Origin of the sequence: Exiguobacterium sp. Leaf196 (assembly GCF_001423965.1) — a bacterium.
Classification (GTDB): domain Bacteria; phylum Bacillota; class Bacilli; order Exiguobacteriales; family Exiguobacteriaceae; genus Exiguobacterium_A.
In genome coordinates this window covers 208723-224850 of record NZ_LMPV01000001.1, presented here as the reverse complement: position 1 = coordinate 224850, position 16128 = coordinate 208723, and the positions used below count along the sequence as shown (strand labels likewise).

Sequence of the window (16128 nt, the reverse complement as noted above, 5' to 3'; positions counted from 1 at the left end):
CCTTTGCTTTCCAATGCTTCTAACCATCTCTTAAACCATTCTTCACAGACCTTACATTTCCAGCGTTTTCTATTGTTTTTGTAAATCTTATGAAGCTTTCACGAATACTTCGTTGCCATTCATATCAAACAAAACGACCCGTCAAGAATCCACCTTCATTCCACGTGGATTTCCCTTCGAGTCGTTGACTATTTTTCTTATTTTGTCCCAGATTCCATGAAAATCGAGTCATAGACAGCAAGAAGTCGGCCTTTTTCTTGCTCCCAGTTGTATTGTCTCCTTGCTACGCTTGCTCGCTCCTGCATCACTCCGCGCAAGCTCTTATCCTTCACTAGACGATTGACCGCCTCGGCGATACTATGCGGCGATTCGACATCGACGATCAAACCGATTCCTTCTGTTTCGACGACACGACGGATTTCCGGTAAGTCTGCCGCAACGACAGGAATTAACGCTGCCATGTATTCGAATAGTTTATTCGAAGAAGCTGAATAATGATTGAAGCAGACGTTTTGAAGGACCTGAAAGCCGACAGTCGCCGCTGCCGTATAGCTTGGTAGTTCAGCAAGCGGAACCTTCTCAATGAAGCGGATGCGAGACTTTTCCGATGATTGCGCAGCCAGTTGCATCAGTTTTTCTTTTAATTTTCCATCTCCAACGAAAATCAATGTTCCACGATCGATGAACGGCATTGCTTCAATGAGCCGCTCTAGTCCACGACCTTCCTGAATCCCACCTTGATATAATAAAATCGGCTCATCTGATGCAAGTGCTAACTCTTCTCGCAACGGTCGCGGTTGCGGAACGTCTGATTCGTAAAACGGATAATTGTGTAAGACGGACGGTCGTGTTCCGTATAACTTCTGGTGATAATCTGCACGCGTGTCATTTTCAACGATGGTCTGGTCGACGAAGTGAAGCAGCCACCGTTCTAGTTTCCCTTGCATGCTACCATAGCCTGTCCGATCGGTTTGGACTTCATGTGAATCGTAGACGATTTTTGTACCACGTGCCGCCCCAATCGCTTGCGGTAATGTATTGACATCATTCGCATGCATGACGTCGTAATTATGCTTCCGGGCAGCACGTGTCATGCGAAGAATGCCAAAACTGTTGTACAGGGCGTAACGGATGAATCGACTTCGCATGAGCAAAAAGAGCACGATCATCACGGGAATGAGCCAAGGTGCAAGAAGCGCACCAATCACTCCGATAGCAAGTGTCCGTTTTTTTTGTTTGCGAAAGAACGGGAGCCACCTTGCAAAAGGTGGCGTCCGGTCGATTCGAATGACGCGAAACCCCGGCATCGGAAATTCGACTTCCGGAAGTGTGCCGTCATTTAAGCAGTATAGATCCACGCAGTGTCCTGCTTCGGCGAGTGCCGTACATTCACGTAAGACACGGGCGTCATTCGTAAAAGGATTCCAAACAAACATTCCAATGCGTTTCATTCTGCGACCGCCTTTCGTGACTGCGTTTGTTTGATTGCTTCAAACAAGCGCTGTTCATTCTGTTCCCAATCGAAATGGCGTTGGACGTAATCTACACCTGCCCGTCCCATCACTGCACGTTTCTCTGGATTTCTAGATAACTCAAGGATTTGTGCAACGATTTCTTCCTTTTTACGCTGGATCGAGACATACCCAGCTCCTGCTTCTTCGATGACATGCGCCGCATGACCGGATACCGCACCAACGATGGCACAGCCCATCGCCATGTAGTCGATGATTTTGCCTGGTGTCACTGTATCGAACGCTGTACTCTCGACGAGTGTCGCAAAGGCAATGTCACTCTTCGCGAGTTGTTTCAATGCATCCCAGCGTGGCATCGCGTCAAGAAACTCGATATTCGTCAATCCTCGTTCCTTAACGAGTCGTTCGAACGTTTGTTTGTGATAACCATAACCGACGACTTGAAAGCAGATATCTTGCTCCTGCTGAAGTTCCTGTGCGACATCGAGTAACAAGAATACATCTTGCGCGAGCCCGATATTCCCTGTATACACGACGCGAACTTGTTCCGATACTTTTCGACGTTTGATTAACCACTCGTTTTCCTCGATCGAGTTCGGGATATAATGAATTTTTTCCGGTGCAATGCCTCGTCCTTCGATATACGATCGAAAACCTTCACTGTTGATGACCAATTGATCCGCCTGTCGATACATCCACTTTTCAAGCCAGTAGAGCGGAGTCAATAAGAGACGCGATTTCGTAATGCCGACGCCAATCAACGATTCTGGCCATAAATCACGCACATCAAGAATCAAAGGAGCCTTTTTGACATGTTTCGCGACGACCCCGACAAGCCCCATGAAGATAGACGGCGTCGTCGCATAGATGTAGGCGTAGGATTTTGGATCATGTCGAACCTCTTTCACCGCAAGTACGAATTGTTCCACGAACAAGCGAAGGCGCCGCCATAAATTATTCGTCGCCCGGACGTCACGCGGTTGGATACGAGTCACATGTGCCATGTCGAGGCTCGGTTCATCCCAGAACATCGAGTCCGTATAAAGTTCTGCCGTCGGATAAAGCGGTTCTGACGTCAGGACATGAACGTCACTTCCCGCTTGTTCCATCCGCTTGAAGATATTCTTCATTCGGTTTGCCGCACTGCCAATTTCCGGATAGAAATTTTGACAAATCATCAAGACGTTCATCGACGACTCCGGCGCTGTTTGAGTTGACGTCGGAACTTCCAGTAGCGGACGACGATTTTTCCGAGCTTTGAACGCGCGAGTGAGCGGTATTTTGATTTCCATGATGCATTCACCTCCAGCAATTCTAGATTTGACACCAATGACGCTTCGAATCGATCAAGAAGTGCGGCATATTGTTCTTCGAGCATCTTATATTGTTCACGCTGTTCCTGTAATTGCTGTTCATGACGTAGTGATTCCGCTTGTGCTTGCTCGAATAAATCTGTTTGTTCCGCTAACCGCTGTACTTTTCGTTCTAGATTCTGTTGCTTGCGTTTTAAATCAATGATCGTTGCAAGATGCAATCGTTCCACCTCTTCAAAGGCGTCTTCGAGCCATTCGACTTCCGCTGATAAAATGGCTCGACCCTCTCGAGGTTCCGGATAGACTTGAATCGTGATCCCTAGCCACTTATCAATCCGCTCGACCGTCTCGATTTTACCGAAGGGTGTCAACTGTTCAAGCAGTCGGTTTAAATAATACGTCCGTTTGTGATCCGCATAATCGTTCACTCCAAATGGGACTGTGATGACGAGTCGTCCTTCTGGTGCGATGAAGGAGACGGCACGGGCGATGAAGCGTTCCGGCTCCCCGATATGCTCCAGTACTTCCGTCATCAAGACTGTATCGAATTGAATGTCAGGTGTGTACGTCATGACATTTGCTTCATGTAATTCCACTTTTTCTTTTACGGATGTTGGTTCCTCCAGTAACGCTTGTTTGGCCTCGATGATCGCTTCTGGTAATACATCGATCCCGACGACATGTTTCCCTTCCCGTCCAAGCAAAATCGGAACAACTCCACCGGAACAACCGATATCTAAAATGTGCTCCCCTTTTGCTTGTCGAACGATCCAGTGAACACGCGCGCGCACTTTTTTACCGAATACCCCCCCTAATTGATCGTAGTAAGCTGCTCGGATTTGATCTTTTGGTCGTGCTGTCTTCATCGATGCCGTCATTTCTGCACCTCCTCAAGTAATAGATGTTGAAGGCGATCTGTCTCCTGACGGTCTGCAAGCTCCATGAATCGACGGATCAACGGGTTCGTCAATGTGATCGGTTCATAGAAACCAATGATTGTGCGCAACAATGCGACACTTGGTGCGAAATCCTTATCACTGCAGTAGCGTAATTTAACGAGATACCAATGCTCGAAGAAATGCTCGAATCGTGTTTCCTTGTATTCCTCAAGCACTCCATAACGAGCGAATTTCTCAGCTCGTGCCCGTTCTCGGACAACACTGCGTTCAAAAAATTTCACCGTCAATGCATTCACGGTCGATCCTGCAACTGCTGCATAATAATAATGGATGACCCGATTGACGAGTAAGACACGATTGGCGCGAAGCATCAATTCCTGGAAAAACAAGGAGTCCTGACCGACTGCACCGACGACCTGTTCCAATTGATGTTCGAGCAAGAAGGTACGACGGACGACGAGTGCTTGAATGCTTTGTACCGCAAAGCGATGTTTCAATAGAAAAGCTTTTGGATTTTCACAAACCGTTCGTCCTTGTTTGCGAATCGTCGGCAAGGCGATGATACTCGTCTTCTCGGCAAGTTTTTTCATATGACCCGCTACAAAATCAAGTGAGGGATCGTTCTCTAATTCCTGAAGCAAAAAGGCATAACGATCGCTGAGTACCTCGTTATCTGGATCAAGGAACGTCACATAGTCAGCTCGTGCCATCTCGACTCCCTTGTTGCGAGGACGCGAAGCACTACCACTACCACCTGTCTCGAAGAAATAGGTTCTGACATTGCCATAACGTCGCGCGAGACGTTCTACGGCTTGACGTGCCTCTATGTCCGTCGATCCATCATCTACGAGTAAAATCTCTGACTCCATGAATCGATCCATCCGTGTTAGACTGGCGAAGCATTTATACGTGAGATGTTTCCCATTGTTATAGATGGGAACAACGACCGACAGTTGCGGTGTGTGATCCGTCGGAACTACCGTCTGCTCGTTCCACTCAAATTGATCGAGCAACAGCGTTTTTCCGTTCAATTCACCTGCTTGGAACGCGTCATATTTGATATCTGACCGCCAGATAATCGCACCGTTTCGGCTACCGCTCATCTCATGTAGATGATATGGATGTTGGCTCCCCTTTCGGACAATGCTGGCATCGCTATATTTAAAGCCATTCACGAGGTCCTCTAAATAATATTCACCGTAAGATTCATGCCCATCCATCCAAGCAACGAGATCTGCTTGATCATAGGTTTGCTCCGTCAATGCATCCGCTGAGACGATTTCGTCTGGTGTGAGACTTTGACGATTGATCACGTCACGAATGACTTCCCCATCCTGAGCGACAACGATTAGTAAACGATGTTTTCGTGTTTCAGGTACTCGTCCAATGAACGCTAGAATCTGATCCATCCGTTCGAAGACTGTATGCTCCGTCATGACGGCACGAAGTCCTTCTGCTCGTAAACGTTCGATTTCTTCTTGCGATGTGCGTTCTACGATCGCCGTCGCCTCCTGTGCGTCATGTACGGTGAAGATGTTCGGAAACTCGTTGTTGACGGCGATACTGTAATTCGACAGGATCAAATTACCGAGTGCTTGCGATTCATAGACGCGACGGGCACACATCGTCTTACTATATTTGATGCTATTTAGGTTCAGGACCCAGTCATAACATTTACTGACTTGTTGTAAGGCATCATAAGGAATCGCTGGTGCGACCCGTGATTGATAGCGTTCCGGAAACTGATAGGCTGGTAAGTCGAGATGATAATTCCGGTCCACGATATCGAGTTCGTGCGAAGACTGCATGACCCCATCAAACAACATCTCCGTATCTTTCACACGCTCCGGATATTTCGCCATCCAGCTACCGGCGAATAAAACGCCCTTCTTTCGGCTACGTGTCGCTCCAATCGGATTGTGAATCAATGGATTGACTCCAAACGGCATCGCCATGATTCGATCATGTCCACATAAAACACGATATTCAGGAATCATCGCCTCATCTGAAGTCAGGACATAATTGGCAGCTTGAGCCACGTCTTGAAACCGTTCATGGTTACTCGGGTCTTCCGTCGATTGAAAGACGACTGGAATTCCTTTAGCTTTGACTTCCTGCATCATCGAAAGTAACCGTTGGCGTTTCTTTGAATTTGGTGTGGCGACACCTTTCCAATCATCCCCTCGTAATCCTTTCCACGAAGATACGACCAAAAAGAGATCAATCTCGCGCTCGAAAACTTCTTCGAATGTGTTCGCATTGACATAATGGAGATGAACGGCATCTTCATAATAGGCATACATGAATTCCGAGCAGACGATTGCCATCTCGATTGGTCGTTTTTCATAATAACGCGTCGTCGTCCGTACCGGAATATGTGAGACATCCAATTGATCTAGTAATGACGCTTGGCTATTTTGTTGATAACGTGTCGTCGTGTTTTTAGAAGTTCGAACCGTTGGCAGACGCAAGACGTCCAGCTGACGAAGTTTTTCGAGTGACTCTTTACTTGCTGTCGTCTCGCTTGTGAGCCGTTTTTTCTCTTCGCGAACCCAGTTCAGTTGTTGCATGATTTGTCGTTTCCATTTTTGATCACTCACACGTAAACACCCTTCCTCTTTTCAACTCTTTTTTAGTCTACGGAAGCAATTCAAAGGCTACTTGAAGGACTTGCAAGGTTTTTGTAAAGACTTAGTGAAGCTTTTTTGGATTTTCCTTACATTCCATTTCAGTCAACCTGTATTTCCTAGGAAATCGACCGGTTTCGCTTTCTTGTCCGTGGAAATCATTTACGCGTTTTCGAAAACGACTCTTATGCACTCTCATTGTTTTGGATTTAAAAAACGGGGAAACATTACTACGTACTGATAAAAGGAGATGACTGGACATGTTAAACGAAAAAAATCATGATTTACCAGATGAAAAGGCAGACGTTGGTCTTCACCCGGACCCTGATCCAGCTGAGACATCAGATCCCGGAATCAAGCCTGCGGAAACACAACATCCGGATCCAGATCCAGAAGAACTCAAGCGCGATCAAAAGGATTCATGAATCTCATGCCATAAAAAAGAGGTTGCGGAATAATTCCGCAACCTCTTTTGGCGTATTACTTAACTTTTACTAATAGTTTCCCTGTGTTCGAGCCATCGAATAATCCGAGGAAAGCATCTGGTACACGATCGAAGCCTTCAAAGATCGTCTCTTCATATCGTAATTTCCCTTCACTGACCCATTGACCGAGTTGCTCAGCCGCTTCCTTGAATCGTTTGCCATAATCCCCCACTAAGAAACCTTGCATGCGCGCACGCGCAATGATTAATTTCGATTGAACACGTGGACCGATGTCCTGTTGTGCGTTATACCCAGAAATAGCGCCGCAGACCGGTACCCGCGCGAATGGATTAAGCCGATCCAGAACCGCATCGCCGATCTCTCCACCGACATTTTCAAAATAAACATCGATGCCGTCTGGACACGTCCGGTCTAATGCTTTCCGGATGTCTTCCGTTTTGTAGTTGATGACTTCGTCAAAACCAAGATCTGCTTTTAAGTGCTGTAACTTTTCGTCACTTCCTGCAATCCCAACTACTCGTGCACCTTTGATTTTAGCGATTTGACCAACGATCGATCCAACAGCCCCTGCTGCTGCCGATACGACAACAGTTTCTCCTGGCTGTGGATTCCCGATATCAAGCAACCCGAAATACGCCGTCATCCCTGTCATTCCGAGAACACCGAGCGCTGTTGAGATTGGAGCGATCTGCTCATCGATTTTACGGACACTTTTCGCATCGACGACTGCTTTCGTTGCCCAATCGAGCATCCCCACGACGACATCACCTGACTTGAACGCCTCACTTTTAGACTCGATGACACGCGCTACGACACCCCCGTGAATCGGTTCATCAATCTCAAACGGTTGCGAATAAGAACGCGTATCGTTCATACGTCCCCGCATATATGGATCGACTGAGATATAGAGTGACTCCAGTGCGACTTGCCCTTCTCGTAAATCTGCTAACTCAAATGATTCATAACGGAATGTTTCCCCTGTTGGTTTTCCGTTTGGTCGTTCCGCTAATACGATACGTTGTTCTGACATGATTCATGACCTCCTCATTCAATATACTTCTTCACTGTAACAATTCCGTTTCTGAAAGACGAATCCTTTGCTCGTTTGGAATTTTCTAACTTTTTCTTGACGTCCTTCTGTTCTTACCGTAAGATAAAACACAATTCATAACTTTTATACTGTTATGCACAAAAGCGTTACATAAGGAGAGGATTTTGTGGATTCATCTATTTTGCGTCAGCCACGTCAATTTGCAGTGCATGTTTTAAACGGTCTCAGTATTGGAATTCTCGTTGCCCTTATTCCAGGAGCCTTACTCGGTGAACTCGCTAAGGCATTATTGCCATACGTTTCTGGTGCCCAACACGTTTTGGACGCAACGACACTCGCGATGCGACTTTTACCAATGGTGATTGGTGTCGCCGTAGCGATGCAATTTAAAGTAACACCGATCGCCACCACATCGATTGGACTCGCGACGGTCGTCGGCTCAGGTGTTGCGACCCGTGCGGATGCGACATTCGTTTTCGTCGGTACAGGTGATGTCATCAATGCTGGTTTGACGGCAGCTATTGCAACAGCAATCGTCTTATTGATTGGTGAACGCTTCAAAACATATACGGTCCTTGTCATGCCAACGATTTTGATTGTCGGTGCCGGTGGAATTGGTGTTCTGACGTATCCGTTCGTCACACGGATCACAACAGCAATAGGACATGTCATCTCAGACTTCACGGCACTTCAACCCGTCTTGATGGGCATTCTAATTGCGGTCGCCTTTTCCGTTCTCATCGTCTCTCCGCTTTCGACGGTCGGCATTGCGACCGCGATCAGTTTATCGGGTGTTGCTGCCGGAGCTGCCAATCTAGGTGTCTGTGCCGCTGGGTTTGGTCTTGCGATTGCCGGTTGGCAAGCGAATTCACGCGGAACGTCGATTGCTCATTTTCTCGGTTCTCCTAAAATTCAGATGGCGAACTTCATTCGTAATCCATTGATGATTCTACCTGTCATGTGTAGTGCCGCTATCCTTGGTGCATTAGCTGGAATGCTCGGTGTTCAAGGTACACCGTTTAGTGCCGGATTTGGAATGTCTGGTTTAATCGGTCCAATCAATGCGCTACACCTGATGTCAGGAGGATGGACGCTCTTCAATATGACATTCGTGCTTGGTCTTTTTATCGTCTTACCCATTATTCTCTGTTTATTGTTCCATCTACTCTTCCGGAAGTTCCGTCCATGGATGAGCGCAGAACCGTACCGACTTGATTTCGAGTAAGTGCATCTTGATTGATATTTTAACCACAAAAAAGCCAAGCCGACCGTCTGAAAAAATCGACGTGTCTAGCTTGGCTTCTTACTTCTTTATTTTTCAATCACTGTTAACAAATCAAGCGGTGTCTCGATGACATGATCTGCCGAATTCCACTCGGATGGCGTACCAAAACCATATTGACATAAGACGACCGGCATATGTTCCTTACGAGCCGCTTCGACATCAGAAGACCGATCTCCAATCATCCAGTAAGATCCTTCTCCAAACTCATCGCGGTGAGCGCGTAAGATATCCGATTTTTCTTTTCCATTGACGGATTCCAAGCATTTCGGACTTGTGAAGAACGAGCGGATTTCCTGACTATCAAGCACAAGGTTTAGATAATGGTTGCCGCAATTACTTGCAGTTGAGACCGTGTGTCCCGCTGAAACAAGAGCTTGCAATAATGATCGAATTCCGTCGAACAAGACGTTCTGTTCAACCATCGTTGCTTCTAGATGACCATGTCTCTTTTTTCGAATTAAACGAATATCCTCTTCTGAGGCTTCCGGAATCGCTTTTCGCCAAAAGGCGCTTCCTGCAAGACCGTAGCTTGCCTGAACACTTTCTTGCGAAGGTTTTGGAAGATGCGGCATGTCCTCCATCGCCCGATGGATTGCTTCTGTCATTTGTTCCGTTGAGTCAATCAATGTACCGTCAATATCGAATAAGATAATTGCCATGTTCCCACTCCTTTTACATCTCTTTTTTTGCTTTTCTCTTTTTCTGAATCAAATAGCCAACCGTAATCAACACGCCTAAACCAATCCAAACTATCGGATGATTGAGGTGATGCAATTTTCGCCATTCATGACCAACAGCTTTCCCGCCCCAAATGAAGAGCGTCGACCAGAGGAAAAAGGAAATCGTCGTCACGACGGTAAACGTCCAGCGTGAAACACCAGTTAGACCGGCACCAATCGCAAATCCGATACGCCACATCGGAGAAAGAAGAAGAATATAGCGTCCTTTCGTCTCCATTTGCGTCTGAAACTGGAGCATTTTTGTTTCCGAAATCCGAAACCATTTGAATAAACGATTCAATAACCGTTCACTCCCGAACTGTCCAATCGTAAAAAAGAGGTTCTGACTAATGACGAAGCTTACTACAGCAAGGAACACCATGAATAGCAGATTCGCCTGTGCCGTATGCACGAGATATCCTGCATACGCGAGCGGTACTTCGCTCGGTATGAATGGAAACATGAGCGTCATCATGATCCCGATATAACCGTATGATTCCATCCAGTGGTGTCCCATTTTCGCCCTCCCTCTCTCTTTACCAACTATTTCTAGTGTATCGAAATTTCAAGAGGGCGTACAGGAAACGGCTCTTTTTACATCAGAAAGAGCGACTTCTTGTGTGAAGTCGCTCGGATCATCTATTTGATCAATACGCATCCTCGCTTTGCAATGGTTGCGTACGACGTTTTTGTTGTTCATCTTGCCAGTCGCTGAAACGTGTCAATTCTTCAAAGACTGTTTTCGTGACGAAAAGGATGACCGCGATATCGTCTGCAAATCCAAATCCGAGTACGAAATCAGGTACGAGGTCAATTGGTGACACGAGATAAACCAATGCGCCGATTACTTTTAAGATCGTCGTACGACGAATGTTACGGTATTCACCTGACTGGTACGCGCGAATCATATCGACGAACAACGTCAACGGTGAAAAGACGACGGACAAACGAGAGTTCCCGTTTACCTTTGCAGTTGCTCGTTGTAACAGCGAGTTCGTCTTTTTCGGGCGATCAATATAATCTTTTGCATCTTCGGCATATTGATTTTGTTGTTTTTCTAATTGTTGATTCGAGAATTTCATTCCTATTTTCCCCCATTCTAAAGTAACTTCGACGCTTTTCTATTTCCCTGTTCCTACGGATGATAATCCTGTCAGGTTTCAGGATATGATGGAACGGTAAAAAAGGGAGAGAAGCGTTACAGAAAGGATGATTTTTATGAATCATGTTAATCAAACCGTCATCATTACGGGAGCCGCGAATGGCATTGGTGCAGAACTCGCCCGCACCTACGCTGCGCATGGCGCAAATGTCGTTCTTGCTGACATCGATCAGATGACAGGAGACGAATTAGTTCAACAAATTGAAGAAGATGGTGGGACGGCTTACTTCTATCACCTCGATATCCAACACGAAAAAGACGTTCAACTGTTGATTGAGAAAGCGATTGAACATACTGGTCGTATCGACATCGTCATCAATAACGCCGGTATCATGATTCGAAAACCCTTACTCGAATTGTCACTTGAGGAATGGGATCGGGTTCATCATACGAACCTGCGTAGTATCTTTTTAACGACTAAGGCCGCTACACCTTATTTGAAACAAAGTAAAAGTGGTGGTCGGATCGTCAACCTGGCTTCGACCCGCGCCTTCATGTCGGAACCGCATACAGAATCTTATGCATCGACGAAAGGTGGCATTTTTGCTCTGACCCATGCACTTGCTGTCTCACTCGGAGAAGACGGAATTCTCGTCAACGCGATTGCTCCTGGTTGGATTGAAACCGGTGACTATCAAGAATTATCACCTGAAGATCATAGTCAACATCCAGCTGGTCGCGTCGGAAAACCAAGTGATGTCGCTCGTGCGGCTCTCTATCTAACACACCCGGATAACGATTTCTTGACGGGCGAAACACTGGTCCTAGACGGTGGGATGACACGAAAGATGATTTATGAAGAATGATTCGGATGGAGTGCCTTTCGGGGCACTTTTTCATTTCACAAAAACTATATTTATACCTTTTTCAAACATTAATAAACCTTCTATTTATACGATGTTACAAAAATATATCTTCTGACATCATTCGGAAATCAATCAATTACATAATGATTTTTCCTTTCATATCAACATATTCTATTTATTCTTCTGTTCACGCATCATTATTTTCATAAATTCTTCATACTTTCTGCTAGCTTCTCTTGTATTTTTTTAAAAGAATTGTAAAGTGGATTTTCTGATTTTCTTGTTAGAGTGGGATAGGTAACACTTCACAAGGGAAAGGAATGACGCTTAGTTTATGAAACGACCTTTCGGAAAGTCACTCGGGCTATCGCTCATGACACTCACTTTACTCGCAAGTCCGCTCATGACGACAACTCCCGTCGACGCAGCAAGTTCATATAGAGAAAAGCAACAACAAAACCAGCAACAACAATCGAAGCAACGCGAGGCGTTGTCTCAAAAAAATAATCAATTATCTAAAGCACAGCAACAAGTCTACGCCCTGGATCAACAGATTAATGGGCTGACATTACAAGTCGTCGAGAATCAAAAGAAAATCGACGAAAACACGAAACAGATTGCTCGATTAGAAGATAAGATCGAGAAGTTGCAAAAGAAAATCAAGAAACAAGAAAAAATGCTCGGTGATCGTCTAGCGGTCCGTCAGTCGAAAGCCGATAACGCCCCACTGCTTGAAGCCGTCTTCGGCGCAAAAGATGTCGGTGATATGATTAGCCGTTTCAACGCCTTCAATACAATCGCGGAAAGTGATGCTTCTTTATTAAAAGATTACGAATCAAACAAAAAAGAACTGGCAGCTGCGAAAGAAGAACTGAAGCAGACACGCCAAGACTTGATTGAAGATCGTAATGTTTTAAAAAAGAAACAACGTGAATTAAAACAAGAAAAACAAAAGCGAACAGCACTTCTGAAACGTCTGACGTCGCAAAAGAAAAAAATCGAATCCAGTATCCTTAGCCTGAAAGAGGCATCGGCCCAACTGAAGGCACAGGAAGAGGCAGAAAAAGCTGCAGCACGTGCCGCGAAAGCAGCTGCAGCAAAAGCTGCAAAACAATCGGCAGTGCCAGCATCTGTTAGCAAGGCCAGCACGAAAGTCATCTCAAAAGCAAAAGGTAAATTCATCAAACCTGCTCAAGGCTCTGTTTCGCAAGGAATGGGTGCAGCAAGCGGAAGTAATGGTTATGCGTACCACAATGGAACCGACTTCGCTGGTCCACTCAACTCGCCAATCGTTGCGTCTGCAAATGGAACAGTCATCTTAGCAAGTTCCGGTGGTCCTTACGGCAACCACGTCTATATCTCTCATAATATCGACGGAAAAACGTATACGACCGTGTATGCCCATATGAATGCCTTGAACGTTAAACAGGGACAACAAGTCAAACAAGGACAGCAAATCGGTGTTCTCGGAAGCACCGGTAACTCGACTGGTCCACACTTGCATTTTGAAATCCACGATGGTGGATACCAGTATGATGCGAATGGACGGACGAATGAGCTCGATCCAGAAAGCTTCTTCTAAGTCGATTCAAGAAAAAGTGCACGCCTTCTCTTCCTGAGAATGCGTGCACTTTTGCTGTGTTCATTAAATTTTGAATTGATGTGTCTGACTGTCAAGTGACGTCGTCGTCGACTCGAGTTCTTGCATCAATTGATGAATCTGTTCGAACGATGCCTGTTGATCACGCATCGAAGCAGCAATCTCTTCATTTCCGGCTGCAAGTTCTTCCATGACACCACTAACTGTACTGACTTGACCAACGACATGGCGGGCTTGTTGTTTCGAATGTACGAGTTGTTTCGTCACATAATCGAGTGTTTCGGTCACACTCGCTACTTTTTGACGCGTCTCACCGAATGCTTGTTGGACGTGTGTAAAATTCTCGACCTGGTTCGTCTGTTCCCGCTCCGCTTGCACGAGTGCTTCTTGTAAAACAGCGCCGTCTTGGCGAATCGAACGGACGAGTGAGAAGATCGAACGCGTCGCTTCGTGTGTCTCATCTGCTAACTTTTTAACTTCACTCGCCACGACGGCAAATCCACGACCGGCTTCCCCTGCTCGCGCCGCTTCGATTGCCGCATTGAGTGACAATAAGTTCGTCTGCGCAGAGACTCCAGCGACGAGTTGCGCCATCTGTTCGATTTGTTGCGTTTGCTCAAGGAAACCTTCTAATTTCTGACCGAGTTCACGATTTTGTTCTGTTGACGCGCGTAATGAAGTAGCCTGTTGTTCCATGACAGAACTACTTTGAACCATCACGTGGTCTGCCGCCTGTCCTTCTGCATAAGCGGTTTGTGCGCGTTGTTCGCTCTCCTCGAAGAGTTGTTGCATATCAGCCATCGTACTGACCGTTGTCTGGATATCATCCGACACCGTTTGTGTACCGCTCGCCATCTCATTAATCGCATGGGTCATGTTACCAGAAACTTCGACGATGTTCGCGTTCTCTGTCGTCGCTTCCGTACTCATTTGACGAATCGTGTTCGACGAACGACTGATCGTTCCGATGACCTCATGTAAAGTTCCTTGCATCTGCGCAACAGCCGTCTCGAGTCGACCAATCTCATCTTTTCGACCGGATACGACCAGTTCCTGTGACAAGTCTCCATCCGAAATTTGCTCTGCTGTCCGGACGACACGGCTGATTGGTCGCGTGATACTACGTGCGAAGTACCAATTGTATAACGCTAGACCAATCAAGAGGAGGAATGTCGCGATTAGGACGGTCCGCGTCAAATTCAATGTCTCGTCTTTTGCCTCACGTTGTAAGACATCATAGAACTCCCCATTTTTCGTATGTAACGTATAGAGATCACTGAGGACACCTTCAATTCGTGCGGCATGGGAGCGAATGTCAATCGGATTCACTGCGTCCGTCAGTTCCGTCCGTTTTGCAGCGAGCGTCTTATACTTCATATCCGCCCGGTTCAACTCTTCTTGAAACGCTGGAATCAAATATGTCTTCTGTAGTTGATTCAAAGCTTGCTCGTTCTTCCTACTAAGAGCCTGAACCTGCTCCGCCTGACTCTCAGACGGTTGGCTTGCCAGTCGGTTCCATGCTGCCTGTTCATATAAGAGCTTCGTTTCGAGTTCTGAAATTTCAACGAGTTGTTTCCCGTAGTCTTCGTTATAGGATTGAATTTGACGGAGTTGGAACAAGGTCCATCCCATCAAGATGACGACACTCAAAATCGTCACTAATGTTGAGAGTAAAAATCGTTTCCGTAACGTCATTGGATCGTCACCTTACCTTCGAGCACATCTTGTTGCAGCTGCTCTAATTTTTTTCGTTCCCCGTCCGTAAAGTTCGTATTACGGATTGGAGCCAACTGGATTGCCCCTTCTTTGACACCAAGGACGACTTGTCCAGATTGGAGTCCTTTTGCATCCACATCTTGTCCGATTTTCGTAATCGCAAGATCAACTTGTTTTAGCATCGACGTCATGACGGCGTCAGGCGCGATCGGGGTCTGATCGCTATCAACACCGATAGCTTTTTTCCCCTTCGTTTGCGCTGCCTCAAGGACGCCGCTCCCTGTTAATCCAGCAGCTGCATATAACACGTCTGCCTTTTTCTGCATCATTTCGTTTGCAAGCGTCCGTCCCTTTTCGGGCGCCGCAAAGTCCTCCGCATATTCGACGAGTACCTTTGTTTTCGGATTGACGGCTTTAGCGCCAGCTATGTATCCTTTTTCGAACTTCTCAATCAAAGGCGACTTCATCCCACCGACGAAACCAATCGTATTCGTCTTGGTTTGGATTCCTGCAGCGGCACCCGCTAAGTAGCTTCCTTCGTCCTCTTTGAACGTAACCGAGAGTACGTTCGGTAACGTCGAGACGGCATCAATCAAGGCGAATTGTTGTTTCGGATATTTTTTAGCAACGGTCTCAAGATCTGTCTGCCCCATGTAGCCGAGTCCGACGATAACGGTCGGCTTCTTTTTCGCTAACGCTTCAAATGCTGTTTTATAGGTCTTCGTTTCGTTTAATTCCCGGTAATCGATCGACCAGCCTTCCTTCTCCCGTAACAACGCCATACCGCTCATCGCTGCATCGCTGAATGATTGATCGCCAAGACCAACATCCGATAAGACGACCGCCATTTCCTTTCGCTCCTTAACTGCCCGTTCTGGATCATCGATGACACTACCGCATCCTGCAAGGCTTAGTGTCGATGCCAGTATGATTCCACTCCATCGTTTCATTCATTCCACACCCTTCCGACATTCTACATCTGATTATCGGAAGCGATGTCTGACTTTTTAATACAAAATCCAAATTCAGAAT

Annotated in this window: 14 protein-coding genes; 4 read left to right on the top strand and 10 right to left on the bottom strand. The window is 46.3% G+C overall.

All coding sequences use genetic code 11. From position 1 onward, the window contains the following. Positions 1–197: 197 nt before the first annotated feature. The 4 genes from ASG02_RS01185 to ASG02_RS01170 are packed head-to-tail and all read right to left on the bottom strand — an operon-like array spanning position 198 to position 6284. Entirely contained in the window at positions 198–1451 is a 1254-nt protein-coding gene (locus ASG02_RS01185) for a glycosyltransferase (protein WP_056060100.1), read from the bottom strand. After that, the gene (locus tag ASG02_RS01180; RefSeq protein WP_235513989.1) at positions 1448–2764 is read right to left on the bottom strand and encodes a glycosyltransferase family 4 protein; all 1317 of its coding nucleotides are present in this window, start codon (positions 2762–2764) and stop codon (positions 1448–1450) included. The genes ASG02_RS01185 and ASG02_RS01180 overlap by 4 nt, the downstream gene beginning before the upstream one ends. Beyond that, positions 2659–3663, bottom strand: a complete 1005-nt coding sequence (locus ASG02_RS01175; protein ID WP_056060095.1) for a bifunctional 2-polyprenyl-6-hydroxyphenol methylase/3-demethylubiquinol 3-O-methyltransferase UbiG — start codon at positions 3661–3663, stop codon at positions 2659–2661. The genes ASG02_RS01180 and ASG02_RS01175 overlap by 106 nt, the downstream gene beginning before the upstream one ends. After that, a complete protein-coding gene (locus ASG02_RS01170) occupies positions 3660–6284 on the bottom strand; it encodes a glycosyltransferase (RefSeq protein WP_056060092.1) in 2625 nt (874 codons plus the stop codon). Before ASG02_RS01170 ends, ASG02_RS01175 begins: the two co-directional genes overlap by 4 nt. 287 nt (positions 6285–6571) lie before the next feature. On the opposite strand from ASG02_RS01170, the gene ASG02_RS15675 reads away from it, so the two are divergent. After that, on the top strand, positions 6572–6736 hold the full coding sequence (locus ASG02_RS15675) for a hypothetical protein (protein ID WP_197026223.1): 165 nt from the start codon (positions 6572–6574) through the stop codon (positions 6734–6736). Positions 6737–6791: 55 nt separating this feature from the next. Here ASG02_RS15675 and ASG02_RS01165 read toward each other — a convergent pair whose 3' ends face one another. Further along, positions 6792–7787 (bottom strand): NADP-dependent oxidoreductase, encoded by a 996-nt coding sequence (locus tag ASG02_RS01165; RefSeq protein WP_056060089.1) that lies wholly within the window; start codon positions 7785–7787, stop codon positions 6792–6794. Between the two features lie 187 nt (positions 7788–7974). Between ASG02_RS01165 and ASG02_RS01160 the strand changes: the two genes are divergently transcribed. Next, positions 7975–9033: a PTS transporter subunit IIC gene (locus ASG02_RS01160; protein ID WP_056060085.1), complete on the top strand. Its 1059-nt coding sequence runs from the start codon at positions 7975–7977 to the stop codon at positions 9031–9033. An 86-nt stretch (positions 9034–9119) separates the two neighbouring features. Here ASG02_RS01160 and ASG02_RS01155 read toward each other — a convergent pair whose 3' ends face one another. From ASG02_RS01155 to ASG02_RS01145, 3 genes are all read right to left on the bottom strand, one after another. Beyond that, positions 9120–9752 (bottom strand): HAD family hydrolase, encoded by a 633-nt coding sequence (locus tag ASG02_RS01155; RefSeq protein WP_056060084.1) that lies wholly within the window; start codon positions 9750–9752, stop codon positions 9120–9122. A 13-nt stretch (positions 9753–9765) separates the two neighbouring features. Beyond that, positions 9766–10329 carry a DedA family protein gene (locus tag ASG02_RS01150; RefSeq protein ID WP_035409260.1) on the bottom strand — a complete coding sequence of 188 codons (564 nt, stop codon included), beginning with the start codon at positions 10327–10329 and terminating at the stop codon, positions 9766–9768. Positions 10330–10459: 130 nt separating this feature from the next. After that, entirely contained in the window at positions 10460–10894 is a 435-nt protein-coding gene (locus tag ASG02_RS01145; protein WP_035409261.1) for a YkvA family protein, read from the bottom strand. Positions 10895–11030: 136 nt separating this feature from the next. Between ASG02_RS01145 and ASG02_RS01140 the strand changes: the two genes are divergently transcribed. After that, on the top strand, positions 11031–11780 hold the full coding sequence (locus ASG02_RS01140; protein WP_035409264.1) for an SDR family NAD(P)-dependent oxidoreductase: 750 nt from the start codon (positions 11031–11033) through the stop codon (positions 11778–11780). A gap of 334 nt (positions 11781–12114) precedes the next feature. Beyond that, positions 12115–13362 carry a murein hydrolase activator EnvC gene (locus ASG02_RS01135; RefSeq protein WP_035409266.1) on the top strand — a complete coding sequence of 416 codons (1248 nt, stop codon included), beginning with the start codon at positions 12115–12117 and terminating at the stop codon, positions 13360–13362. Between the two features lie 63 nt (positions 13363–13425). On the opposite strand, the gene ASG02_RS01130 is transcribed toward ASG02_RS01135, so the two are convergent. Both ASG02_RS01130 and ASG02_RS01125 read right to left on the bottom strand, forming a co-directional pair. Further along, positions 13426–15075 carry a methyl-accepting chemotaxis protein gene (locus tag ASG02_RS01130; RefSeq protein WP_056060081.1) on the bottom strand — a complete coding sequence of 550 codons (1650 nt, stop codon included), beginning with the start codon at positions 15073–15075 and terminating at the stop codon, positions 13426–13428. After that, entirely contained in the window at positions 15072–16046 is a 975-nt protein-coding gene (locus ASG02_RS01125) for a BMP family protein (RefSeq protein ID WP_056060078.1), read from the bottom strand. Before ASG02_RS01125 ends, ASG02_RS01130 begins: the two co-directional genes overlap by 4 nt. Between the last annotated feature and the right edge of the window lie 82 nt (positions 16047–16128).

Bases quoted from the DNA above. Each gene is read 5' to 3' on its own strand.
- ASG02_RS01125 (WP_056060078.1), bottom strand. From the start codon at position 16,046: ATGAAACGATGGAGTGGAATCATACTGGCATCGACACTAAGCCTTGCA.
- ASG02_RS01135 (WP_035409266.1), top strand. From the start codon at position 12,115: ATGAAACGACCTTTCGGAAAGTCACTCGGGCTATCGCTCATGACACTC.
- ASG02_RS01150 (WP_035409260.1), bottom strand. From the start codon at position 10,329: ATGGGACACCACTGGATGGAATCATACGGTTATATCGGGATCATGATG.
- ASG02_RS01180 (WP_235513989.1), bottom strand. From the start codon at position 2,764: ATGGAAATCAAAATACCGCTCACTCGCGCGTTCAAAGCTCGGAAAAAT.
- ASG02_RS01165 (WP_056060089.1), bottom strand. From the start codon at position 7,787: ATGTCAGAACAACGTATCGTATTAGCGGAACGACCAAACGGAAAACCA.
- ASG02_RS01185 (WP_056060100.1), bottom strand. From the start codon at position 1,451: ATGAAACGCATTGGAATGTTTGTTTGGAATCCTTTTACGAATGACGCC.
- ASG02_RS01130 (WP_056060081.1), bottom strand. From the start codon at position 15,075: ATGACGTTACGGAAACGATTTTTACTCTCAACATTAGTGACGATTTTG.
- ASG02_RS01155 (WP_056060084.1), bottom strand. From the start codon at position 9,752: ATGGCAATTATCTTATTCGATATTGACGGTACATTGATTGACTCAACG.
- ASG02_RS01140 (WP_035409264.1), top strand. From the start codon at position 11,031: ATGAATCATGTTAATCAAACCGTCATCATTACGGGAGCCGCGAATGGC.
- ASG02_RS01145 (WP_035409261.1), bottom strand. From the start codon at position 10,894: ATGAAATTCTCGAATCAACAATTAGAAAAACAACAAAATCAATATGCC.
- ASG02_RS15675 (WP_197026223.1), top strand. From the start codon at position 6,572: ATGTTAAACGAAAAAAATCATGATTTACCAGATGAAAAGGCAGACGTT.
- ASG02_RS01175 (WP_056060095.1), bottom strand. From the start codon at position 3,663: ATGACGGCATCGATGAAGACAGCACGACCAAAAGATCAAATCCGAGCA.